At 67.8% G+C, this 22108-nt stretch carries 27 protein-coding genes; 14 read left to right on the forward strand and 13 right to left on the reverse strand.

Annotated elements, in window-relative coordinates; translation table 11 throughout:
* Positions 1-14: 14 nt before the first annotated feature.
* Complete coding sequence (locus VNF71_12635) at positions 15-2513, reverse strand: hypothetical protein (GenBank protein HVA75397.1); 2499 nt, start codon at positions 2511-2513, stop codon at positions 15-17.
* A gap of 100 nt (positions 2514-2613) precedes the next feature.
* Here VNF71_12635 and VNF71_12640 point away from each other — a divergent pair, with 100 nt between their 5' ends.
* The 3 genes from VNF71_12640 (at position 2614) to VNF71_12650 (ending at position 4079) form a co-directional block, all read left to right on the forward strand.
* Positions 2614-3426 carry a trans-aconitate 2-methyltransferase gene (locus VNF71_12640; protein ID HVA75398.1) on the forward strand — a complete coding sequence of 271 codons (813 nt, stop codon included), beginning with the start codon at positions 2614-2616 and terminating at the stop codon, positions 3424-3426.
* A 75-nt stretch (positions 3427-3501) separates the two neighbouring features.
* The gene (locus tag VNF71_12645) at positions 3502-3798 is read left to right on the forward strand and encodes a hypothetical protein (GenBank protein ID HVA75399.1); all 297 of its coding nucleotides are present in this window, start codon (positions 3502-3504) and stop codon (positions 3796-3798) included.
* 11 nt (positions 3799-3809) lie between these two features.
* Positions 3810-4079, forward strand: coding sequence for a hypothetical protein (locus tag VNF71_12650; GenBank protein ID HVA75400.1), 270 nt, complete (start codon positions 3810-3812; stop codon positions 4077-4079).
* Here the strand turns inward: VNF71_12650 and VNF71_12655 are convergent, their stop codons facing one another.
* Genes VNF71_12655 through VNF71_12685 form a run of 7 tightly spaced genes read right to left on the reverse strand, consistent with a single transcriptional unit; the run spans position 4080 to position 9092 of the window.
* Complete coding sequence (locus VNF71_12655; GenBank protein ID HVA75401.1) at positions 4080-5075, reverse strand: hypothetical protein; 996 nt, start codon at positions 5073-5075, stop codon at positions 4080-4082.
* Between the two features lie 11 nt (positions 5076-5086).
* Positions 5087-5224, reverse strand: a complete 138-nt coding sequence (locus VNF71_12660) for a hypothetical protein (protein ID HVA75402.1) — start codon at positions 5222-5224, stop codon at positions 5087-5089.
* Positions 5221-6000, reverse strand: a complete 780-nt coding sequence (locus tag VNF71_12665) for a hypothetical protein (GenBank protein HVA75403.1) — start codon at positions 5998-6000, stop codon at positions 5221-5223. The genes VNF71_12660 and VNF71_12665 overlap by 4 nt, the downstream gene beginning before the upstream one ends.
* Positions 5997-7352, reverse strand: a complete 1356-nt coding sequence (locus VNF71_12670) for a hypothetical protein (protein HVA75404.1) — start codon at positions 7350-7352, stop codon at positions 5997-5999. Before VNF71_12670 ends, VNF71_12665 begins: the two co-directional genes overlap by 4 nt.
* A complete protein-coding gene (locus VNF71_12675; protein ID HVA75405.1) occupies positions 7349-7867 on the reverse strand; it encodes a MauE/DoxX family redox-associated membrane protein in 519 nt (172 codons plus the stop codon). Before VNF71_12675 ends, VNF71_12670 begins: the two co-directional genes overlap by 4 nt.
* Complete coding sequence (locus VNF71_12680) at positions 7864-8328, reverse strand: hypothetical protein (protein HVA75406.1); 465 nt, start codon at positions 8326-8328, stop codon at positions 7864-7866. The genes VNF71_12675 and VNF71_12680 overlap by 4 nt, the downstream gene beginning before the upstream one ends.
* The gene (locus VNF71_12685; GenBank protein HVA75407.1) at positions 8325-9092 is read right to left on the reverse strand and encodes a hypothetical protein; all 768 of its coding nucleotides are present in this window, start codon (positions 9090-9092) and stop codon (positions 8325-8327) included. The genes VNF71_12680 and VNF71_12685 overlap by 4 nt, the downstream gene beginning before the upstream one ends.
* 80 nt (positions 9093-9172) lie before the next feature.
* Here VNF71_12685 and VNF71_12690 point away from each other — a divergent pair, with 80 nt between their 5' ends.
* The 3 genes from VNF71_12690 (at position 9173) to VNF71_12700 (ending at position 10939) form a co-directional block, all read left to right on the forward strand.
* Positions 9173-9487, forward strand: coding sequence for an EthD family reductase (locus tag VNF71_12690; GenBank protein HVA75408.1), 315 nt, complete (start codon positions 9173-9175; stop codon positions 9485-9487).
* A gap of 9 nt (positions 9488-9496) precedes the next feature.
* On the forward strand, positions 9497-9868 hold the full coding sequence (locus VNF71_12695; protein ID HVA75409.1) for a VOC family protein: 372 nt from the start codon (positions 9497-9499) through the stop codon (positions 9866-9868).
* A gap of 69 nt (positions 9869-9937) precedes the next feature.
* Positions 9938-10939, forward strand: a complete 1002-nt coding sequence (locus VNF71_12700) for an alpha/beta hydrolase (GenBank protein ID HVA75410.1) — start codon at positions 9938-9940, stop codon at positions 10937-10939.
* Positions 10940-11049: 110 nt separating this feature from the next.
* On the opposite strand, the gene VNF71_12705 is transcribed toward VNF71_12700, so the two are convergent.
* The 5 genes from VNF71_12705 to VNF71_12725 all read right to left on the reverse strand — a co-directional run bounded on the left by VNF71_12705 (position 11050) and on the right by VNF71_12725 (position 13119).
* Complete coding sequence (locus tag VNF71_12705) at positions 11050-11724, reverse strand: PIG-L deacetylase family protein (GenBank protein HVA75411.1); 675 nt, start codon at positions 11722-11724, stop codon at positions 11050-11052.
* A 3-nt stretch (positions 11725-11727) separates the two neighbouring features.
* Positions 11728-11859: a hypothetical protein gene (locus tag VNF71_12710; GenBank protein HVA75412.1), complete on the reverse strand. Its 132-nt coding sequence runs from the start codon at positions 11857-11859 to the stop codon at positions 11728-11730.
* Between the two features lie 28 nt (positions 11860-11887).
* Positions 11888-12157 (reverse strand): metal-sensitive transcriptional regulator, encoded by a 270-nt coding sequence (locus VNF71_12715; GenBank protein ID HVA75413.1) that lies wholly within the window; start codon positions 12155-12157, stop codon positions 11888-11890.
* A complete protein-coding gene (gene trxA, locus VNF71_12720) occupies positions 12144-12566 on the reverse strand; it encodes a thioredoxin (protein HVA75414.1) in 423 nt (140 codons plus the stop codon). The genes VNF71_12715 and trxA overlap by 14 nt, the downstream gene beginning before the upstream one ends.
* Positions 12567-12633: 67 nt before the next feature.
* Positions 12634-13119: an OsmC family protein gene (locus VNF71_12725; GenBank protein HVA75415.1), complete on the reverse strand. Its 486-nt coding sequence runs from the start codon at positions 13117-13119 to the stop codon at positions 12634-12636.
* A 232-nt stretch (positions 13120-13351) separates the two neighbouring features.
* Here VNF71_12725 and VNF71_12730 point away from each other — a divergent pair, with 232 nt between their 5' ends.
* The 8 genes from VNF71_12730 (at position 13352) to VNF71_12765 (ending at position 22097) form a co-directional block, all read left to right on the forward strand.
* Positions 13352-15055 carry an NAD(P)/FAD-dependent oxidoreductase gene (locus tag VNF71_12730; GenBank protein HVA75416.1) on the forward strand — a complete coding sequence of 568 codons (1704 nt, stop codon included), beginning with the start codon at positions 13352-13354 and terminating at the stop codon, positions 15053-15055.
* Positions 14995-16716, forward strand: a complete 1722-nt coding sequence (locus VNF71_12735) for an NAD(P)/FAD-dependent oxidoreductase (GenBank protein ID HVA75417.1) — start codon at positions 14995-14997, stop codon at positions 16714-16716. The genes VNF71_12730 and VNF71_12735 overlap by 61 nt, the downstream gene beginning before the upstream one ends.
* A complete protein-coding gene (locus tag VNF71_12740; GenBank protein HVA75418.1) occupies positions 16713-17234 on the forward strand; it encodes a hypothetical protein in 522 nt (173 codons plus the stop codon). Before VNF71_12735 ends, VNF71_12740 begins: the two co-directional genes overlap by 4 nt.
* Positions 17231-18832 (forward strand): NAD(P)/FAD-dependent oxidoreductase, encoded by a 1602-nt coding sequence (locus VNF71_12745; protein HVA75419.1) that lies wholly within the window; start codon positions 17231-17233, stop codon positions 18830-18832. The genes VNF71_12740 and VNF71_12745 overlap by 4 nt, the downstream gene beginning before the upstream one ends.
* Positions 18833-18849: 17 nt before the next feature.
* Positions 18850-19323: an SCP2 sterol-binding domain-containing protein gene (locus tag VNF71_12750; GenBank protein HVA75420.1), complete on the forward strand. Its 474-nt coding sequence runs from the start codon at positions 18850-18852 to the stop codon at positions 19321-19323.
* The gene (locus VNF71_12755; protein HVA75421.1) at positions 19316-20911 is read left to right on the forward strand and encodes an NAD(P)/FAD-dependent oxidoreductase; all 1596 of its coding nucleotides are present in this window, start codon (positions 19316-19318) and stop codon (positions 20909-20911) included. Before VNF71_12750 ends, VNF71_12755 begins: the two co-directional genes overlap by 8 nt.
* Positions 20908-21411 carry a hypothetical protein gene (locus VNF71_12760; protein HVA75422.1) on the forward strand — a complete coding sequence of 168 codons (504 nt, stop codon included), beginning with the start codon at positions 20908-20910 and terminating at the stop codon, positions 21409-21411. The genes VNF71_12755 and VNF71_12760 overlap by 4 nt, the downstream gene beginning before the upstream one ends.
* Positions 21412-21725: 314 nt before the next feature.
* The gene (locus VNF71_12765; GenBank protein HVA75423.1) at positions 21726-22097 is read left to right on the forward strand and encodes a hypothetical protein; all 372 of its coding nucleotides are present in this window, start codon (positions 21726-21728) and stop codon (positions 22095-22097) included.
* Positions 22098-22108: the final 11 nt, after the last annotated feature.

The following is a 22108-nucleotide window of genomic DNA, read 5'->3' on the forward strand; positions in this document are numbered from 1 at the left end:
GGCGGAAGCACCGCTCAGATCCGTCCGCTCCCCAGGCGAAGCGCTCTTCGAAGATCCCAGCCATGGCGCCTGCTGAGCACGAGAACGGAAACGCCGGCGGCGACCAGCGCCAGGCCCGCCAGGCCCGCCAGCAGCGCGTCGAACCCAGTGAAGCTGAGAGGTCCGGATCCGCCCTGAGCCGCGGCGGAGCCCGACGCCTGCGCAATCCGCGCCCCGCTGGACCCTGATCCGTCGGCAAGCGACCCGGTACCGGACCCGCCGCCACTGCCGGCCGGATCCAACCTCGCGGTGGTCGAGGTGCCGTGCTGAGCGGCCTTCACGGAAGAGCCGAGGATGTAGTCGAACGGGCTGGACGCGTCGACCTGGTTGAACAGTTCGACGGGAGGTGTCGCCTGGCCCTGGCCCCCGAGGCTGCCGGCGGTCGTAGCGGTGAAGGCCGTCGCGCTGTAGAACTCCGTGCCCGGCTTCGAGTGGTTACCGATCACCGAGAACGGGATGTGGATCGTGATCGTCCCGCTTCCCCCGTCGTAGGAGCCGGGCACGGCGGTCGTCGAGTTGAACGCGGTCAGGTCCTTCACCCTGGTCGGTTCGCCGGCGAAGAAGCGGGGAGCGCCACCGGCCACCGATTCCATTCCCGCGTAGTAGATGTGTCCGTTCCCGGCTCGACCGGGGTCGTACGTCGTGAAGCGCATGATCCATTCGCCGGTCGTGCCGCCGGCCGCGGGGGTGACCATCAGGTTCGAAAGGTCCTTGACGTTCATGGTCGCTACGAGCCCGTTGGCGTCGCTCGACAGGGATGCGCCCGTCAGGTCGAGGTTGTCCCCTGCCGGCGTGAGACTTCCGTTGGCCGAGTAGAAGTCGTCGCCGGCCGGGTCGGTGACCGAGCCCATCGCGAGACCGGGGCCGTTGCCCGGCCCGGTGATATCCGGGCCGCCGAGCAGATTGGGGCCTGAAGCCTCGCGTACGACGACGTTCGGTCCGTTGTCACCGACCGCCCCTGTCGGACCGGTCGTGTAGTAGCCGGATGTGTCGTCCACGTAGGACAGGATCAAGGCACCGCGCGCGTCGTGGTTGACCTCCATGAAGTCCCCGAGACTGCGGTCGCCCTGGGTCACCTCGCACAAGGTGCCCTGCGTGCAGATGGGGCCGAACTTGACGGGGTGCTCGCTCGCGGTTGTCACGGTGTAACCGGGCGACGAGCCGAGCGCGTTGGTAGTAACCGCAACGTCGATGTTGAACTCGGCGTGGTACAGCTCGTCGAACAGGTAGCCCTTCGGGTCGGGGCTGCCCAGCTGCTGATTGATGAAGTCCTGCGCAAAACCTTGCGATGCCGGGGTCTCGTGGGTTTCGTTAGCCGAGTACCAGGCGACCGCGACCCGACCCCGTGCGCCGGCGGTGATCCAAGCGAACGCGTTGGACCCGGTCTTGCTCACCTGTACCGGGTCGCTCCAGTCGATGCCGTCCTTGGACGACGCCACGTACACCTCGTACGGACCGCTGGGTACGAGGGTGGGGTTGCCCTGGTAGTTCTCGATGGTCTGCTGTTGCGACGCGAAGGCGGCGTAGTAGTCCCCCACGTTGTCCGCGGTGATCGTCACGAAGTTGGTCGCGCCGCAGATCTCCGATTTGCCGACGTGCGCCGAGTCCACCGGATAGTCGGGGCAGAGCTTTCCGTTGAGCGTCGCCGTCGTATAGCTGCCCTGCAACGACTGCACCGACGACCCGGTGATCGTCCCCCGTGTCACCTGCGCCAGGTTGCCGTCACCGGACGAATGAGCGATCAGCGGGTGGCCGTCCGGGGTCACGACGATGTTGCCGGAGATACCCTCCGATCCCGCGACGCAGTTCAGGCTCCCCCCGCCGACACACCCTCCCTGCACGGCGGTCGGATTGACAACGGGATAGAACGCGATCCCGTTGTCGCTTGCCTCGAGAACGAGCTGGTTGCCGATGTTGGCGCTGGAGTCGACGGCGTCGTACTCCTCATAGAGACGGAAGTCCGGGTCGCCGAGGTTGCCATGTGCGGCGTACCACATGCGGTCGACGGGAGTGTTGTCGGCGCCGGCGCACGTGCTCAGGAACGTCTTGCCACCGTCGGTGCTGACGCTGTTGGTGAGGTTGGTGAGGTTCTGCAGGTCCGAGAAGAACAGGTCGCCTTTGGGGTCGACCAGCTCTTCGGTGTCGCCGCCGCCCTGGGGGCAGTTGATCAGGCGCCCGGTCGCGGCGAGGTTCCCCGGTACCAGGTGGAACGAGTTGCCGTGGTCGGTCGATGTCCAAAGCCAGCTGATGGTGGTCGACGACCCGTTGGGCACGGAGGTGTAGAGAGTGTCGCCGGGGGCGACCTGGATGTCCGGTTCGAAGCCGTCGCGCTGCTCGTCGGTGACGACCTCGTGCGAGAACTTCAGTGGAGGCGTATCCGCGGCTGCGTGCGAGGCGTGGTCGGGCAGTGACAGACCCACCAGCCCGGCCCCGGCGATCCCCGCCGCGGCCACAAGACGTATCCATCGACGCACCTGCCTTGCCTCCTCCGGCCGCGGGCCGACTTCGGACGTTTCGCGGCTTTTATGGGTTCGCCGCCGGGGCGCCGCACACCTGCCCTACCATCTCGCTGCGATGGCCACGACATGGGATCCCGAGCAGTACCTGCGCTACGGGGACGAGCGGGGCCGCCCCTTCAGCGACCTCCTCGCCCGGGTCGGCCACCCGCACCCGAAGCGCGTCGTCGACCTCGGCTGCGGCCCTGGCACCACCACCGAGCAGCTGCTCGCGCGCTGGCCGGACGCGCACATCCTCGGTGTCGACAACTCGGAGGAGATGATCTCGCACGCCCGGGCGCTGGAGGTACCAGGCCGGCTCGATTTCCAGCCCGGCGACCTGCGCGACTGGGAGCCCTCGGGGCCGGTCGACGTGCTCCTGTGCTGCGCGACCCTCCAGTGGGTGCCCGATCACGTCGAGTTGTTCCCGCGCCTGATCGGCGCCTTGTCGCCCACGGGCGTGTTCGCGTTCCAGGTGCCCGCGAATTTCGATCAACCGAGCCACACGCTGCTCCACGAACTGGCCGCGTCGCAGCGGTGGTCGGCCTTGCTCGGCGGCCTGGTTCGTCCCGATCCGGTCCTCGAGCCGGCCGGGTACCTCGCCGCGCTCATGGACGCCGGCGCGGCCGCCGACGTGTGGTCGACCACATACCTGCACGTTCTGCACGGGCCCGACGCGGTGCTCGAATGGGTGCGCGGGACAGCGCTGAGGCCCTATCTAAGTGCCCTGGACGCTGCCGGCGGCGGCGCGACCGAGGAGTTCCTCGCCGCGTACTCGGCCTCGCTGCGGGCGGCGTACCCCCAGGACGGTCACGGGCGGACGACATTCCCGTTCCGCCGGATTTTCGCCGTCGCCGCGCCCCTGCGCGAGGAGACCGCCGGCGCGCCCTGAAGCTTGAAGCGAAGCTCGGCATCTGCCAGCATCATCCACCGAAGGGTCATCAGGGCTAGGCAAGAGAGGCACGCAGTGCACGACGGAGAACGCCTCATCGCGGAACAGGATGTAGTCATCCGCGACCATCACGTGTTGAACGTGCGGATATCAGAGCACATGTCGGAGAGCTTCTGGCGGCTCGACGTATCCAACCCGGCGGCGCTGCGCGCGTCGATGACGACCACGGTCAGTGAGACCGACAGCTTCTTGATGCACCTCATCAACGACGCCGTCAGCGGCCAGTCAGCCGCCTGGCGCCAGCTCGCCGAGTGGGGCCACGAGAACCTGAGCCGCCCCGCGCCCGGTTTCCGGCTCGCGCCCGCTGGCTAGCATCACCGCCCATGTCAGTCTCAGGTCCGGAGGAGCTCGCGCTGCAAGCCGCTGAGGTAGCCCGGTCGGGAGGCGAGACCGAGGCAATCATCGAGGCGGCGGGCGGTGACCGCGCCGCTCTCGAGTCGGCCCGGGACCGGGTGGCCGCCATGGTTCGCCGGCGCGTCGACGACTTCGAGTCCACCGCCGCGCTGCGCCTGCTCAACCGGGCGCTGTCGGAGTCGCCGCCAGCGGACCCGTTCGACTGGCAAGTCCGGTGGGAGAGGCACCGCAAGCCCTGACTATGCGAGCGAAGGGTGTCCTTCGAACGAGCTCACCCGCACACCCATCGACGCGAGGTCTTTGAGAAAAAGACCCGGCGTGGTGATCATCTCGCTTAAGCCTCCGGCACCGGTCCGCGCGAGCAGCCCCCGGCCGGCCCACATGGCTGCAAGCGTGCAAGCGGCCGATGCGGCCACCGCTGGAGGCGCCGCCGCACCGAGTATCGACGTCTGCGCCTGCCCCGATGCCCACCCGCGAACCTCCGCCCGGACCGCGCCCACCAGGCCCTCTGGGTGGGGCGGGCGCATCATCGGCAGCCAAGAGGTCATCCGGTCCCGCCGGGTCGCTTCCAGCCGCGCGGTGACCCGCCGCGCCTGCGGGAACGCCGGCACGAGCAGCAGCGGGTCCGCCAGGCCGGCGCGATAACAATCGGCGCCGCCGACGGGCTCGGGAAACCACACGAGCTCGCGACCGGAACCGCCAGGCCGGCGCCGCCACTCACCGTCCTCCCAGTCCAGCGCCACCGATGTAAGCGCGGCGTGGTGGCGCCGCGCGCAGGCCGGGCCACCAGTCCCGACGCTCGCGACGTGCACCTCGTCGACCCGGTCGAACGACCCGCGCAGGTGGGCTGCGAGTACGCACCCCACGCCGGGCGCCATCGCGACACCGATGGCAACCGACCGCTCGAGCGTCCGCGCGAGCCGGTCACACGCCATGAGCTGGCGCACCTCTGACGGGTCGTCGGCGCACGACACCACGTGGCTTCCGTGCGCGAGTGCCACCTCCGCTGCACGCCGGTTCCCCACCGGTACCGCGACAACCGTCACGTCCGCTGGCGGAACCTCGTCCACGCCACCCCGGCGGAGGGTTGCCCGCGAACCGAGCTCACGCAGAAGGCCCGCGACCCTTCCCGGGTCGCGGGCCACGATCGTCAACGACTCGACCTCCGCCTCTCCAGCCAGGTTCTGAGCCACCCGCCGGCCGACCGCGCCGGCGCCGACGAGTGCTACACGCACCGCGCTGACCCCTACCCGAGCTCGTCCGGTGGCAGCTCCCGCCACCCGCCGCGCTTGGGTGGTGTGCCACCTGTACCCCTGAGCCTCACGACGCCGGCGATTATCACCGTCGTGCCGACGGCAAGGAGCATGCGCCGCAGGGTCTTCACTGGCTGGGCATCCTACCGATGAGAGCCGGCCGTACCTTCACCGCGACCGCCGCCAGGACAGCGACCGCCACGGCTGCCGCAGGGACGGCTCCGATGATCATGACGGCAGCGAGGCCGGCGCCCGACTGGATCACGATGGTCGACCAGCGGACCGACTCGCGGATCGTGTCCATCCACCGGTGTAGTCGGCGGAGCTTGTCCGGTGTCGAAGCCCGCGAGGTGAGCAGGACTGCGAGCCCCCTCAGGGTGCCGAAAGTCGTGCACACGACGATCGACACGGCCGGACTCCCGCTGATCAAAGCGAGGAACGCCATCGTGAACACCGCCGACGTCATGATGTAGGTGGTTACGCCGGAACCCATCTGCCAACCGAACCCGCCGGCGTAGACCCAACGGCGGTAGCGGGAGAGCCACCGGTCGTTGACCTGGCGCCGGTGCAACGGCAGCAGCGGCCCGAGCAATTCCCCGTCTACCGCGGCTCCGGCAAGCGAAACCAACGCGGCTAGCACTGCTGTTATGACTGTGTGCCCGGCCACACCGGCTCCATATGCGGCGGCGAGCAATGCGCCCGGCACACCCAAGGATGCGCCTCCGACGGCGGCACCGGCCACGAACCACGCGGCTGTGACGCCGAAGCGGTACCCGCGGACCCGTTCACCGAAGGGAGTGATCGTGGACAGCATGGACAAGCCACACGGTGACCACGTCGAACGGGCCGCCGCTGCTGCAGCAACAGCGAGCGCGATCGGGGTGATGACATCGGCGGGTTGTGTCATGCGGCCGACCCGAAGAACCTGGCATCACCGAAGGTGAAGATCCCGCCATCGGCCGCGACCAACCAGTAACCCCTCCCCGACGGGCTCGACGCCATCCCCACGATGGGCGCGTTCAGGTGCTGGCCACCCATGGACCCGAAGAACCCTGCGTCGCCGAACGTGAAGATCCCACCGTCGGCGGCCACCAGCCAGTAGCCGCCTCCCGTAGACGTCGAGGCCATCCCGACAACCGGCTGGTTCAGGTGCTGGCCACCCATCGACCCGAAGAACCCTGCGTCGCCGAACGTGAAGATCCCACCGTCGGCGGCCACCAGCCAGTAGCCGCCTCCCGTCGGCGTCACCGCCATCCCGACAACCGGCTGGTTCAGGTGCTGGCCACCCATCGACCCTTCGTAGGGCGTGTCGAAGGTGAACACGCCGCCGTCGGCGGCAGCGAAGTAATAACCGGCTGTGGCGTGGTCGGCGGCCATCCCGGTCACGGGCTGGTTCAGGTGCTGGCTGCCCATGGAGCCGTAGAAAGTGGCCCCTCCGAAACTGAACAGGCCTCCGTCCGCGGCGACCATCCAGTAGCCGTCGCCCTTCGGGTCGCTCGCCATCCCCACCACCGACTGATTCAGGTGCTGGCCTTTCATCGACCCATAGTCGGTAGCCGACCCGAAAGTCCTGATCCCCCCGTCTGCGTACACGATCCAGTAACCGTCACCCAGGAGCGTCGCAGCCATGCCGACGGCGTCGTTGTTGCTGGTCGGCCCGTTCTGGCAGGGCGCGTAGTGGTTGGCCGTCGTGTCGTCGGTCTGTGCCACCGTCGTGCAGGTCGGGTCGAAGACCCACGGCGGCGTGCACGAGACCATCCTGCAGGCGATCCGGCCGCTGCACGCGATCTCCTGGTGGCATTGCCCGTAACGGAACTCCGTGCAGCCGACTTGCCGGTTGCCGCAACTCCCGAGCGCGCATTCGCAAGTGAGGTTGTCGCAGGACGGGCAGAAGTTTCCGCCCCCGCAACCGCAGCCCTGGCACTCCCCCATGCAGTCGATGTAGTACCTGGGCCCCGAGCAGTACATGGAGCCGTCCGCCTTCCACCACCCGCCTGCGAAGGTGCCGGGCGGGCAGGCGTTGATGCCGTTGTTGATCGTGCAGCAGAACTGCGTGTACCCGTCGCAGCACAGCTGCGAGCAATCGCAAGCCTGCCCCCCGCCGCACCGGCAGATGTACGCGTATGCCGAGCCGGGTCTGAGCAAGAAGTCGACAGGCGCAACCGTCAACGCCGTGGCTGTCAGCGTTGCCTTGGTCAAGAAGCTTCGGCGTGACGTTCGGCCGAGCAGGTAATCGCCGATCCGCTCGGTCATCGTCATTGCCGTCGCGCCTCCGCCAGTGGGTTGGTCCAGACGATGTAGGCCATCAGAGCGACCAGCGCGCTGATGATCAGGAGCGCCCAGCCTGTCCACGGTTGCCCGGACAGTGCGCTGGACAGGCCACGCGGCCGCCCACAAACCCAGATCGCTGCGCTGAGCACCGCACCGATGTCGAGTGCCAGATGGGAACGGCTCGGGACCGAGTCTCGGCGGCCGAAGCATCCGCACGTCGACAGCGGCCACCCCTTGCGCAGGGCGATCCCGACAAAGATCGCGAAAGCCAGGTAGGAGGCTCCGACGAGGGCGCCGGTGATCGGATTCGGTACGGCGAGCGCCGCGACCGCAACCGCGATCTCTGCGGCGGCACCCGCCCGCACCGCCCATCGCCCGGCCTTGATTCCCGCCACATGCAGCGCCCTCGCTGTGTAGTCAGGATTCATCGCCTTCGCGGCGCCGGCCAGCCCGAGCAGGACGGTTGACGCAAGAAATGGCGCGGTGACCGCGGGAACGCTCAAAGCGGGTCGACCACCAGCGTCGAGATGAGCTCGTTTGCCTTACGAGCCAGCGCGAGCCGGTTCGCCATCGAGCCGATCACGGTGTACAGGCATAGCGCGCGACCGGCGATGGCGACGAAACGCTGGACTCCCGCTTGCCTGCGGATCACGCGCTGCAACTGACGGGAGCGAAACGACTCCGGGGTCACGCGCGGGACGACGGCCACCGGTTGGAAGAGCGTGGCTTCCTTCTGCCATGGACCGAAGTCGAGAAGGCTGATGAATACATCGTCGGGTCCGAGGGTCTCGACGACGCCGGCTCCGTAGTCCCCGCGCCCCGACGAAAGCGGGCGGGTCGCGGCGTGAAGGATCGGATAGGTGCGCTCACCGGGTCCCGGTGGGCGCCGGTAGATGGCCGCTTCCCATCCGGAGGGCGGCGTGACGGAAAAGCCGTGGGCCGTGATCTTCCTCGACGAGCTCACGCCGGCGGCTCGCGGAGCGACTCCGGATAAAGGCGCGGGTCGCCGGGATGTATCCCCGCGCGTGCCAGGGCTCGGTCGACTTCTGCGTCGCGTTCCCTGTCTGCACCCGACCTCGGCCGGGTGGTCCCGTCGGCGACGGCATTGGCCACGAGAGTCCGGACCTGATCCCATCCAGCAGCAACGCCCTCGCCCATCACCTTGCTCGCAGGGCCAGAGACGTACACGAAGTACGGCGCGTACGGAACGTCGTAGTGCTCCCAGGCCTCGCCCGACATCACGACCGGCACCTGGCCTGCGAGCGCTGTGAGAGCTGCCGGTGATTCTGCTTCGGCGCCACGGGTCACGACCACGAGGCGCGCTCCTCCGGGCACGTCGGGCACCTCGGTCCTGAAGGCGTCCCAGAAGGTCCGGCACGTGGTGCAACCGGAGGTCAGGAATGCGAGGAGGGTGTCGTGATCCACGCCGGTTACGGCGATGCTCAGGGAATCTCCCGTCGGCGTCGAGCCGGTCAGGTCGATCAGGTCGCTGACCTGCGGTCTGGCAGGGGTCGGCCTGAGACCGACCGGAACTGCGCGCCCTCTCCCCGCGGACTGCGGGTCCATGTCGGCGCCCATGTGGTGGAGGACTCTCAGCACTTCCGCATGGGCGCGCAGGAGCCCCGCGACGAGCAGTGCAAGCAGCGCTACCGCGACCGCAAGGCCGACCACGAGGGCGGTCACAGCACCGCGGGTGCGCCGGCCGGACCCCCCACGGGGTCGTCGCACGCCATGCCCTATTGATAGCGCGCTTCGGCGTCGCTCTCCACAACAGTCCGGCGCGGGATCAACCCGTCTAGGGTTGGCCCATGATCAAGCTGATCGTCCTGTACGGGACGCCCACGGACCCCGCAGCCTTCGACGAGTACTACAAGAGCACCCACATTCCCCTCGCCGAGAAGATCCCGGGGGTCCGCCGCATCGAGGTCGCGAAGATGGCCTCGCTCGACGGCTCCACGCCCCAATTCCACCTTCAGGCCGAGCTGTACTTCGACGATCAGGCTGCGCTCATGTCCGCCCTCGGTACCCCGGAGGGGGCGGCCGCCGGCGCCGACGTCGCCAACTTCGCCACGGGTGGTGCGACCATGCTCGTCGGCGATGTCATGGAAGAGGCCGGTCTCTAAGGCAGCCGGATGCAGCCGCTCGGCGTCCACCACGTGTCGATCAACGTCGAGGATGTGGACAAAGCGCTCATGTTCTACACGGAGGTGCTGGGCCTGACGGTGCGGGACGACCGCCCGGACTTCGGCTTCCCCGGCGCCTGGCTGGACGCCGGTGGGCAGCAGGTCCACTTGATCGGTGCACCGGCGCCGCCCGCGAAGGGGCAGCATTTCGCGGTCCGCGTCGACGACCTGCCTGCGGTTGTCGAGGAGCTGCGCGGTCGGGGCGTGCAGATCAGCGACGCCATGGCGGTCGGCCGGAGCCTCCAGGCGTTTCTGAGCGATCCGTCGGGCAACCAGGTGGAGCTGCACCAGATCGGCGGCGCGGGCCCCGCCGGCGTCTAGCGTTCGGATCCGGCAGGACGATGGCTCGCGTTAGGAGTCATTCCAGCACGGGTTAACGTTCGTGGCACCATGCCAGCCAAGAAGATCAGGGGTGCCCTGCTCCTGGGCGCCGCGGCGGCCGCCGGCGCCGCGGCCGTTGGCCTAGCTGTGCACCGCACGGTGGAGACGATGAAGTCGAGAACCGACCCGGAGATCGACCCGCTCCTGGATCTCCCGGCCGACGTGAGCCATCGCTACATCCCGGCTCAGGACGGTGGCTCGCTCCACGTCATTGAGAGAGGGAGCGGCAGGCCTCTCCTTCTCATCCACGGCGTGACCCTCCAGGCGGGAGTGTGGAGTCCCCAGTTCCACTTGATGGCAGACCGGTACCGGGTGCTCGCCATGGATGTGCGCGGGCACGGGAAGTCCGTCGCCGGGAGCGATGGGTTCGGCCGCACGGTGGCCGCTCGGGACGTGGCCACGGTGCTCGACCACCTAGACCTGCGGGACGTGATCATCGTCGGTCATTCAATGGGCGGGATGATCACGATGGAGTTCGCCGGCGATTTCCCCGACGAGCTCGGAGATCGCGTCGCGGGTCTGGTGTTCATGGACACCGCCGCGCATCAGATCCTCCCCAGGGCGGTGCTCCCAGTCGCCAAGCTCCTCGGCAGGCAGGTGCACACCCGTTTCAGCGCGGGCAAGGCTGTTCCCGAACGCAGCTTCGGAGACGACGACGTGTCCTGGCTGATGACCCGGGTGGCGTTCGGCCGTAATCCCTCTGCGAAGGCAATCGCGCAGGTCCGCGGGTATCTGGAGGACGTTCCGCAGTCCACATCGCTCCCCTCGTGGGTCGACCTCCTCGACCACGACGCCCGGGACGCCTTGAGGGCGACGAAGACCCCGTCGTTGGTCCTGGTGGGGTCGCGCGATCTGCTGACACCGGTGTATGCAGCCAAGCGGATCGCATCTTTCCTTCCTGACGCCCGCTTCGAGGTTCTCGAAGGTGCCGGTCACCAGCTCATGCAGGAGCGACCATACGAAGTGGCTCGGCTTCTCGACGAGTTCGCGTCACAGACATCCGCCGGCTGACGGAGGTCGCTGAGCCAGCTGATCAGTACGCAGTCTCCTCGTCGTCTCAGCCGTTGTCTCCGGTCGGGTGTCGCCTCCAGGTGCCCGGGCTGTGGCCGTGTCGGGGGGAGTCAGTGTCTGCGCAGCCATCGAAGCGTTTCGCGGTCTCCGAGCAGTTCGAGGCGGTGCCACAGCACCGGGTTGTCGCTGCTCTGGCTGGTATGGCAGGCGATAGCGCGGCTCTGCGCGTCACGATCAACTGTCAGGGTCAGGTCGACCTCGTGTGTGTCTCTGCCGGCGAAGGTGGTGCCGTGCTCGGCATTGAGGGTCTCGGCGACCTGGCGGGCCAGGCTCCACGCCAGGACCGGCAGGTCGGGGGCACCGACGAGAGCGGCCTGGGTGGCCCGGCGGTGATCAGGGTGGCCGGTCACGCCGTCGTCGTCGAAGACCAGCAACAGCTCGGCCGCGACTTCTCGGGCCATCTGGTGGACCTCGCTGGCGAGTTGATCGAGGGGTGTTTCCGCCAGAGCTCCGTCGGGGTGATCGAGGAGTCTCACGCGCCGGATACCCAGGGCCGCCGCGGCTTCGGTGAGCTCTTGGCGGCGGATCTCGCCCAACGCCTCCGCGGAGAGGCCGAGGGTGGATGCTTCTCCGTGGGTGAAGCACAACAGAGAGAGCTCGGTTCCCCGGGTGGCGAAGTGATCCATGACGGCACCCAAGCCGAAGGTCTCGTCGTCGGGATGTGCGCAAACCGCCAGTACCGCCGACGCGGCGGGCAGGACTTCGCGGCTTGGCCCGGCTGGCATTGGTCAGGCTCGCAGCTGGGTGACGGCCTTTTCCAAGGCGGTGGCGGCCTCTTCGGCGATGGCCTGCAGCTCGCCTTGTCTGGCGCTCTCTGCTTCGTCCATCGCAAGCCCGACCGTGCTCTCGATGGCATCCATGGCTCCTCCTTCGCGTCCGTTCCTGGTCTCAGGCCAGGCGCATGAACATCTTTTGCACCGAGTCAACGCCGTAGCCCTCGGCCTCGGCTTGTTCGGGTTTCTCCAGGCAGTAGAGCATCCCGGCGGCCACCAGTCGGAAGCCGGCCTGTTCGAGGGCTTTGGTAGCAGCCGAGATCTGGGCGACAACCTCTTTACAGTCGCGGCCTTCTTCGAGCATCCGCTCAACGCCTTGGACCTGGCCGGCTACTCGCCGCAGACGCTTTCGGACTTCTTCGGTTACCTCGTCAGGAAGCTGCACGGGCGTGTTCCTCCACGTCGTGGCGAACCTCGTCCATGTCGAGATCTTTGATCTTGGTGATCAACTCCTCCAACGCGGACGCCGGCAGCGCCCCGGGCTGGGAGTAGATCAGGATCTGGTCTCTGAAAGCCATCAGGGTCGGGATGGACATGATCTGGAACCCAGCGGCCAACTCGAACTCGGCCTCGGTGTCCACCTTGGCGAACACCACATCACTATGGCGCTCAGAGGCCGCCTCGAAGATCGGGGAGAATACCCGGCATGGGCCGCACCAGCTGGCCCAGAAGTCCACCAATACCACCTCGTTCGAGTTGATCGTGTCCTCGAAGTTGTCCTTGGTCAGCGCCACTGTGGCCACAGCTATCTCCTCGTTTCCGCCGGCGGTCGCCGGCAGTACGTATAACCCCATACCCCGGGGGGTATTCCTGGTGAACGGTGTGTGGCTATCGACGAGCGACACACCGGGATTGGCGGCGTCAGGTTGACGGTATCTGGGTGCGGGCAACGGGATGGGCGCTGCCGGCAACGTTCACCTCGACGGGTATTCCGCCCCTCACGCTGGCCGTCACGACACAGAAGTCTTCGAACAGCTCGAGGCAGCGGCCCATGCGCGGCCGGTCGGCCTCAGCGACGTCGAGATCGATGGTCACCGCCAACCCTGCGACCCGCAGCCGGCCCCGCTCGTTGCGCTCGGTGCGGCCGGTAACGGTGGTATGCACTCCCGACACCGGGATCCGGGCCCGGTTCAAGCAGTAAAGGGCGCTGGCGCTCAGGCAGTGGCCGACGGCGGCAGCAAGCAGGCGGGAGGCGTTCGGTCCCGCCGCTTCGCCCAGGGGCGGTGGCTCGTCGACGACCAACGGCTCGGTGTCGGCCAGACCAAAGTCCACACCGAAACGGTAGAGGTCCTGCTGATCAAGACGAACTTCGAAGGTCGAGGCGGTGGGATCTTCCACGGCGGACACGGCAGACCTCCTCGATGGCATCGGCGTCATCCCTCGACAACGACCTCTACCCCGGGGGGTATTCCATGCGCTGGCTTCGTGGTCCGCGACGGCGAGCGGCAGAGGGGTGCATCGCGGCCAATATGTGACCAATGGCCCTAGTGACTTAACGCTGTTAGCAGAAGGCTCTTCCGTACACAGCAAGTGACGTATCCACCGCCAGCGGCGTATAGCCGCAAGGGAGGAGGGGGCGATGCGGGAGGAAACCTTCGACATCGTGATCGTGGGAGGCGGGCACAACGGATCCACCATTGCCGCCTATCTGGCCAAGTCCGGGCTGTCGGTGGCGGTGTGCGAGGCCCGGCCGGAGTGCGGCGGGGGCCAGGAGAACACCGAGCCGAGGCCCGGCTTCCGCATCGACCCCCACGCCACCTACCTGTATGGCGGCGCGGCCCCCGGTTTCGACCAGCTGGAGCTGTGGAAGTACGGGATGCGGATGGTCTACTACCCCTCGATGTCGGGGGTGGTGACCCTGGACGGGGTGGCCGCCAACATGGGCAGCCGCTGGCGCCCCGACATCCTGGAGGAGACGGCGCGCCGCTACTTCCCCGGGCAGGCCGGCGGCGGCTTACTCGAGGCACTGCCGGGGCCGGCCATGCGGGAGTTGCTGCGGGCCATGTTCTGGACCCCGCCGCATCCGCGCCAGCAGGAGATGGACGAGGCCGACCTGCCGTGGTGGCAGGTGTTCCGGAAGTACCTACCGGATCTGTGGAGCCCCCAACTCCTCGACATGAGCTACACCGAGTTCCTGGAGGAGTTCGTCCCGTGGGAGCCGGCCCGCGTGGTCAGCGCGATGGGTGCCTGGTACTGCGGGGCGCATCCCAACTGGGACGGCATGATGCTGCCCTCCCTCGGGGGGACGATGCTGTTCGCCTACTCGGGGGGCTCGCCGCGCGGCGGGATGCACACCTACGCCCACGCCATCATCCGCTGCGCCATTGCCAACGGCGCCCGGATCCTGACCAACTCCCCGGTGGAGGAGATAATCGTCAGTGACGGGCGGGCGGTCGGCGTCCGGCTGGCCGCCGACGCTTCGTTCCCGGAGAAGACGATCAGGGCCCGCAAGGCGGTGATCTCCGGGGCCGACGTGAAGCAGACCTTCTTGCGGCTCGTGGGCACGAGGCACATGGATGCCGGTTTCGCCCAGCGCATCTCCGACGTGTCGCTCAAGGGCGGGAGCCTCTTCGTGATGTCGGTCATCTGCCGGGAGCTGCCGAAGTACCACGGCCGGGATGACGCCTTCCCAGAGGAGATATACCCGTCGTGCGTGGTCGGCCCGGCCGACTCGATGGAGTACTTCCAGGCGCAGACCCGTGACGCCTACTCGTACAAGCGGCTGCCGGCCAAGCTGACGCCGGAGCACCTCACGATGATGATCTGCTCGCACGACCAGTACGACCCCACCCGCACGGTAGAGGGATACCACGTGCTGTCGCCGATCTACCTCGAATGCCCGCCCCCCCAGTACGACGTGGACGGACCCGAGGGATACAACCGGCGCAAGCAGGAGATCGTCGACGCAGCGCTGGCCCTCCTCGAACGCATGGCCCCCAACATGCATTCGGACAACATCGTCGACGTCTTCGTCAACACGCCCTACGACTCGGAGTTCCGCAACGCCGGCATGTCGGGCGGCAACTGGTACGGGGCTCGGCACTCCGCCGACCAGTGGTTCGGCACCCGCCCCATTCCGGAGCTGGCCCGCTACCGCACCCCGATAGACGGCCTCTACATGTGCAGCCAGAGCATGCACCCGGGGGGCCTCTGCCTGATGGCAGTGCCGTACAACCTGATGCACATCCTCATCGAGGACGGTGTGGTCGAGCCGGCCAGCTGGTGGTACCCGTCGGAGTGGTACGTGCCCGAGACCGGGCGCCGAGCGGCGGGAGCGGCGTGATGGTGCGCGCCGGATACGGAACCGAACCGACCGAGTCGATCCTCGAGGAGTTCCCCGAGCGGGCGAGCTTCGACGTCGCCGTCGTGGGAGGCGGCCCTAACGGCCTCATCGCGGCTGCCTATCTCGCACGCGCCGGGCTGCGGACCATAGTCGTCGAACGCCGTCACGAGATCGGGGGCGGGCTGGCCACGGAGGAGACTCTTTTCCCCGGCTACTACACGAACCCGCACGCCGTGTACCACATGATGACCGACTACATGCCGCTGTTCCGGGACTTCGGCCTGGACGCCCACGGCCTGACCTTCATAAAGCCGAACGCGCAGACGGCGGCGGTCTTCTCCGACGGTGCCAGCCTGGTGCTGTGCAACCAGGTGGAGGACTCCAAGGACTCGATCGCCAAGTTCAGCCCGCGTGACGCCGCGAACTTCGGCAAGGTCATGCGGGTGTGGCACCGGCTGGTCGAGGACGTGATCGCCCCGGGCACCTACGTCCCCCCGATGCCGCCCATGGACATGGTCGAGGCCTTCGAGCGGACCGGCGCCGGGCGTGAGGTGCTCCGTCTCACCGAGATGTCACCGGTCGAGATCGTCAACGAGATCGTCGAGGACGACCGGGTCCGGATGCTCCTCCTCTACGCGGCGTGCATGTGGGGTCTCGACCCGCACGAGAGCGGCCTCGGGTTCCTCGTCCCGCTGTACATAGACCGGGCGGTCAACAAGGCCCAGTGCTACGGAGGATCGCACAAGCTCGCCGGTGCCCTGTCGCGCGAGATTCTCCGCCACGGCGGGGTCGTCCTCGACAACGCCGAGGTCACATCGTTCATCGTCGAGGGTGGCCGGGTCACCGGCTTCGAGGTGTTCGACGGCCGGGTGATCGAGGCCAAGGCCGTTCTGTCGAGCCTCCCGCCGCCCCTGACCTTCGGGAGGCTGCTGCCACCGGACCACGTACCGGCGGAGCTGAAGCGGGTGGCGTCCGAATGGGAGTGGGACGACTGGTCCTTCTTCACGCTGGCAGTGGCGACCAGGGAGGCTCCCCGCTACGAGACCGACGACCCGTGGGTCAACGACGCATTCATGGTCGTGACGGGCTTCGACTCCACCGCGCAGCTGCTCGAGCACTGGGACGGCGTCCTGGCCGGCCGTCTCGATGTCGATCGGCTCGGAGGGCACGCGACCGTCGAGACCCGTTACGACCCGACCCTCGTGCGCATCCCGGGGCACCACGTGAGCTTCCTGCAGGTCCATGTCCCGGGGGAGATCGACGGCGGTTGGAAGGCCCGCCGCGACGAGGTGGCCGAAACGCTCCTCGCCCGCTGGGGCCGCTACGCCGGCAACCTGACCGCGGACAACATCCTGCTGACGACGGCTGAGAGTCCCCTCGACATCGAAGCCCGCCTGCCCAACATGGTCCGGGGCTCCATCAAGCACGGCGCCTACAACCCGCTCCAGATGGGTGTGTTCCGGCCTCACGACTCCTGCGTGGCCGGCCGGACGCCGATGGAGGGACTGTACCTGTGCGGGGCGTCGTCCTATCCGGGCGGGCTGGTCATCGGGGGCCCCGGCTACATCGCCGCCGACTCAGTCGCCGAGGACCTCGGCGTGCGCAAATGGTGGACCCCGCCGCCGTACGTGCAGCGCTACCGGGAGGTGTACCTGCCATGAAGCTGCGATCGCGAGGCCTGGGCCGGAGAGAGCTACTGATGGACTTCCGTGAGTACGACATCGCGCGTGACGGCGACGAAGTCGTCGTCTCCGGCACCATTCGCGAGCCGGTCAACTGGGACTTCACCATCCGCTTCTCCGGCGACGACATCCCCGGGATGCTCCGGGTCGGGCTGCACCGCCATACGCTCTCGCTGGCCGCCCGATGGATCCTGCACATGCGGTCGAAGCCACCGGCTGTCCCCGTTGTCCCCGCCGCTGTTGCTCCTGCTGCTGCGCCGGTCCCCATCGCCCGGGCGCCACGCTCCCCACGGCCGGTTCCCGTCGAGCGAGAGAAGCCCGCGTCTCCCAAGCCGGCTTCGATCACCCACCTACGCCCTCCGGCCGCGGACAGCCCGACGGTCTCCACCGCGGCCCGGACCCCGGACTTCGGCATCCCCCGCCGGCGGGGCGTTGTACCGGTGGAGCCAGCCGAGATGGAAATGGAGAGAGTCGTCGCGCAAGGGGGAGGACGGTGACGCGGACCTACGACGCCATTGTGATCGGCGCCGGGCACAACGGCCTGTGCCTGGCCGCCTACCTTCAGCGCGCTGGTCTGTCCACCGTGGTGGTGGAGCGACGGCACGAGGAGGGCGGGGGTACCAACACCGAGGAACCGGTCCTGCCCGGCTTCCGCCACAACATGCACGCCCAGTACATGGAGTTCTTCGACATCATGCCGATGATCGCCGACTTCGGTCTCGAAGAGCTCGGCCTCCGGACCGTCATGCCGGAGGCCCAGGCCGGAATCGCCTTCGCGGACGGGCGGCCACCGGTGATCCTGCACCGGCCGGATCTGCTGGAGCGCACCCACGAAAGCATCGCCCATTACTCGAAGAGCGACGCGGACATGTACGTGGAGCTCAAGCAACGAGCCATGGCGCTGGAGCCTTTGCTGGCGGCCGGCCTGTACAGCATCCCCCAGCCGGCAGCCCTGGATGAGCAGGCGGCCATGGTCGTGGCCGGCTTCGGTGATCTGGGCGCCGGCCCGCATCTGTTGATGAAGTCGCCAAAACACGTCATCGACGAGTTCTTCGAGGCGCCCGAGCTGCGGGCCCTGCTGTACCGGACCTGCGTCGAGTGGGGCTACCCCATAGACGCCACCGGCTTCGGGGCCGGCTTCCTGCTCTTCGTGATGTGGACGCTCGGCAACTGGAAGCTTGTGCGCGGCGGCACCCACTCCGTGGCCAAGGCCATGACCCAGGCGTGCTACCGCGAGGGGGTCGACATTCTCGAGAACGTCATGGTCGACCGGGTGATCGTCGAGGACGGCAGGGCGGTCGGGGTCGAGACCCGGGTCGGTGAGATCCGGGCCGAAAGGGCGGTCGCATCCAACGCCGACCTGCGCCAGACACTCCTCGATCTGGTGGGCGAGGACCACCTCAGCCCACTGTGGGTGAAGCGCGCCCGGGCCTACAGGTACGGCCCCAGCCACGTCCTCGGCACGCCGTGCTTCTGCCTGTACGAGGCGCCGCACTACAGGTCCGCCCGGTGGGACGAGGCGATCGACCGCTGCTTCTACACCATGGTCGGCTTCGATGGACCGGATGACACGGTTCGCTACATCCGGGACGCCTACTCCGGCCGGGTGCCCAAACCGGCCGCCGGCACCTGGGTCAACAGCCTGTGGGATCCGTCGCAGGCACCGGCGGGACGACACTCCGCGACGGGCTGGTACTTCCTGCCGATTGCCAGCGCCCTCACGCCGTCGGAGTGGTCGGACGTGCGGGCCACGTTCAACGACTCGTTCCTCGACGTGTGGCGCCAATTCGCCCCGAACATGACCAGGGACAACGTGATCGCCCACAAGCTCTACACCCCGGACCAGATGGAGCGGAAGAACCTGATGCGCGAGGGCGACTTCTCCAACGGCGAGTTCGCCCCCGACCAGACCGGGGCCAACCGACCGTTCCCGGAGGCTTCCAACTACCGCACCGAGATCGGCGGCCTGTACCTGTGCGGCCCCTCGGCCTACCCCGGAGGAGGGGTCCACGCGGCCTGCGGCTACAACGCGTACAAGGCGATCGCCGAGGACCTGGGCCTGCCCAGCCCCGTCGTCGCCGCCCGAGGATATTGAAAAAGAGGGGCCGTTCAATGGCAGACATCTACACCGAGGGGTGGTACCTGGAGGTCCGCGACGCCATGAACGCCAAGGTCGGGACCATGAAGGAACTGCCCCCGGGCGACATCCAGGTCAAGGTCGAGATCTTCGGCGACGGTGTCTCTCCTTACATCCCCGACGGAACGGAACGCCATTTCCTCGTCAAGATCGAGGACGGCCGCTGCGCCTGGTACCGCGAGGTGGACGGGGACGACCCATCCATAAAGCTGGACTACCGCTTCCGGGGGCCCGCTCGCGTATTCGACGAGATCGCCGCGGGACTGGAGGACCCTGTGAACGCGGCGTTGCACGGGACGGTGAAGGTGCGCGGTGATATGCGCTTCCTGATGCGCCAGGCCCCGCAGGTCAAGGTCCTGCTGGAGGCCTACGCAACCGGCGTGCGGACGTCCTGGCCGCTCGGACGCCCCCCCTACGCATCCCGTACCGAGGAGGCGGTCCATGCGTGACGCCTACGACGCCATCGTCATCGGGGCGGGGCACAACGGGCTGACCCTCGGCGCCTACCTGGCCCGCAGCGGCCTGGAGGTCCTGGTGCTGGAGCGCCGGCACGAGGAAGGCGGCGGGCTGTGCACCGAGGAGCTCACGCTGCCCGGCTTCCTCCACAACGTCCACGCCAACTACCACACCTTTGTGGACCTGGCCCCGCCGGTGCACGATCTCGACGTGCGCGGCCACGGCGTCGAGTACGTGCGGCCGGAGGTGCAAATGGCGTCGATATACGACGACGGGACGGCCCTCACCGTGCACACCGACCTCGACAAGACGTGCGAGTCCATCGCCAGGTTCTCCGAGGAGGACGCCGAGACATTCCGCCGCCTGTACGGCGAGGCCCACGGCTATGTCGACCTGCTCCTCGCCACGCTTATGTACCAGCCCCCCATGTCGGTCAAGGAGCTGACCAGGGCGCTGGCCACCTTCGGCGTCGAGGACCGATCCGAATTCCTCTCCGTGAAGCTGCGGCGGGAGACCATCAACCAGTTCCTCGACCAGCACTTCACCCACCCGAAGGTCAAGGCCCACCTGGCCTTTCACGGGGCCGTCTGCGCCTACACCAACGACGTGCCCGGCCTCGCCATCGGCTTCCCGCTGCTCGTCGGGAAGATCGACAACTGGCACCTCTGCATCGGGGGGTCTCATCGCCTGGCGCACGCCCTGTGGCGGGATCTGGCCCAGCACGGAGGGGTGATGGTCAGCGACGCCGACGTCAGGGCGATACTCGTCGAGGGTGGTCGTGCCGTTGGAGTCCGCCTCGCGGACGGGACCGAGGTGGCAGCTCGCAAGCTCGTCGCCTCGACGGTGTCGGTCGAGCAGACCTTCCTGGAGTTCCTCGAGCCGGCGGCGATACCGGAGGAGCTGCAGACCCGGGTAAAGAACGACGTCAAGCACAAGGACTGGAGCCTGTTCTCGGTCCACCTGGCCCTCTCCGCGCTTCCCGAATATTCGGCCGCCGAGTTCGACCCCGACGTGAACCGGGCCTGGGTGGTTAACCTGGGTTACGGGTCGCTGGAAGAGCTGAGCGCCCACTTTGCCGGCGTGCGGGCCGGGCAGCTGCCCGAACCGAAGCCAAACGCGGCGGTCAATTCCTTGTACGACCCGACCGACGCGCCGGCCGGGTACGCGACCGGTCTGCTCCGCCAGTTCGCCCCCTTCTCGATCGCCGGTGGCGGGGAAGGCCAGTGGGAGAGCATGGGGCACTGGTATGGGCGCCGGTGCATCGAGGCATGGCGGAGGTACGCGCCCAACCTCACCGACGACGTCATCCTCGACTGGGTCCCCTACACCCCGCTCGAGATCGCCCAGAAACTCCCGAACATGGTGAGGGGCGATTGGATGATGGGCGAGGTGAGCCTGGCCAACATGCTCGACCAGCGCCCGCTGCCGGAGCTGGGTCAGTACAGGACGCCGGTCGAGGCCCTCTACATGGCCGGGTCGACGCAGCACCCACACGGCTTCATTACGTTCGCGCCCGCCTACAACGCCCTGCAGGTCATCGCAGACGACCTCGGCATCGAAGCGTGGTGGCGCCGGGTATGAGACGCCCGGAGGTCAGGCTGGGGGCGGGTGACGAGGACGCGTCCGGGCTGGCCTGCATGGTGGCGAGCCTGCTGGAGGACAACGTGCGCGACTTCCGCAGCCGTGCCGCCGCGGCCCGCTACGCACGCGGCGATGTGGTTCTGCGGACGTCCGACAATGACATGGCCGTCACCCTCTCCTTCCGGCCGGGACAGGTCGTCGTCGAAGAGGGGCCGAGAGCCGGGGTCACCGCGGTCGAGGGGGAGTGGATCCACATGGCCGCGCTGTGCAGCGGGCAGCGGTCTGCACTGGCCGCGCTGGCATCAGGCGAGTTGCGGCTCCGGCGCGGGCGCGGGCTGCGGGCCGCGGCCGGTGCCGGCCTGGCGCTCTCCATCCCCCCGTCGTTCTACGGCTCGGAAGACCGGTGGTGGCGTCGGCACCGTGCCGGACTCGCGGTGGCGCTGCTGGCTGCCGCGGTCCTCGCCATGGTATGGCGGCTCGACGGTCCCGGGTCGCGATGATGTCGCGATCGCGATGGGCTGACCGCGAGACTGACCGCCCGTCGGAAGGCGACGACTCGCAGACGACGCCTTCTCCCTGCGATGACCCCGCGCTGACTTCGACTATCACGCCCGCCACCGCGGCTGAAAAGTCCAGGGCCTATCAGTCCGTCTGGGACTTTCGCCTCTGGAGACAAGATCTACGGGCTGCCCATCGTGGGAGGTGAGGTTCGGGCCAGGTGCGGAGCAAGCGCTAGGCCCGAAAGTTGCCGGAGGAGAGAATGCCGAAAGTATCGAAGGGAACCGCGTCATCCCACCTGGTCTTTCCAGGCTACGTGGATGAATACGAGCAGGAAATCGGGGACTGGAGCGTCAGCATCGAAAGCTGCTTGACCGACCTGGATTATGCGCCGTTCTTCAAGGGCGCTCCGGACGATCTGTGCCAGGCTCATCATGTGGGCTATGTACTCAAAGGAAAGTTCGGTATCCGCAGAGCCGACGGGGTCGAGGAGATTTTCGAGGCCGGTGACGCGTTCACCATCGATCCCGGACACATCCCGGTCGCGTTCGCCGGATCCGAGTATGTGGCCTTCACCCCCACCGAGGAAGCGAGGCAGCAAGCCGCAGTGATGATGCCGAACGTGATGAAGTTCGCAGAAGCGCACGGCGTCGAGGTCCCGCCAGAGTTCCAGGCTTCTACGCAGTAGAGCGACGGGGG

It is taken from the genome of Acidimicrobiales bacterium, from assembly GCA_035533095.1.
GTDB lineage: Bacteria > Actinomycetota > Acidimicrobiia > Acidimicrobiales > Palsa-688 > DATLUM01.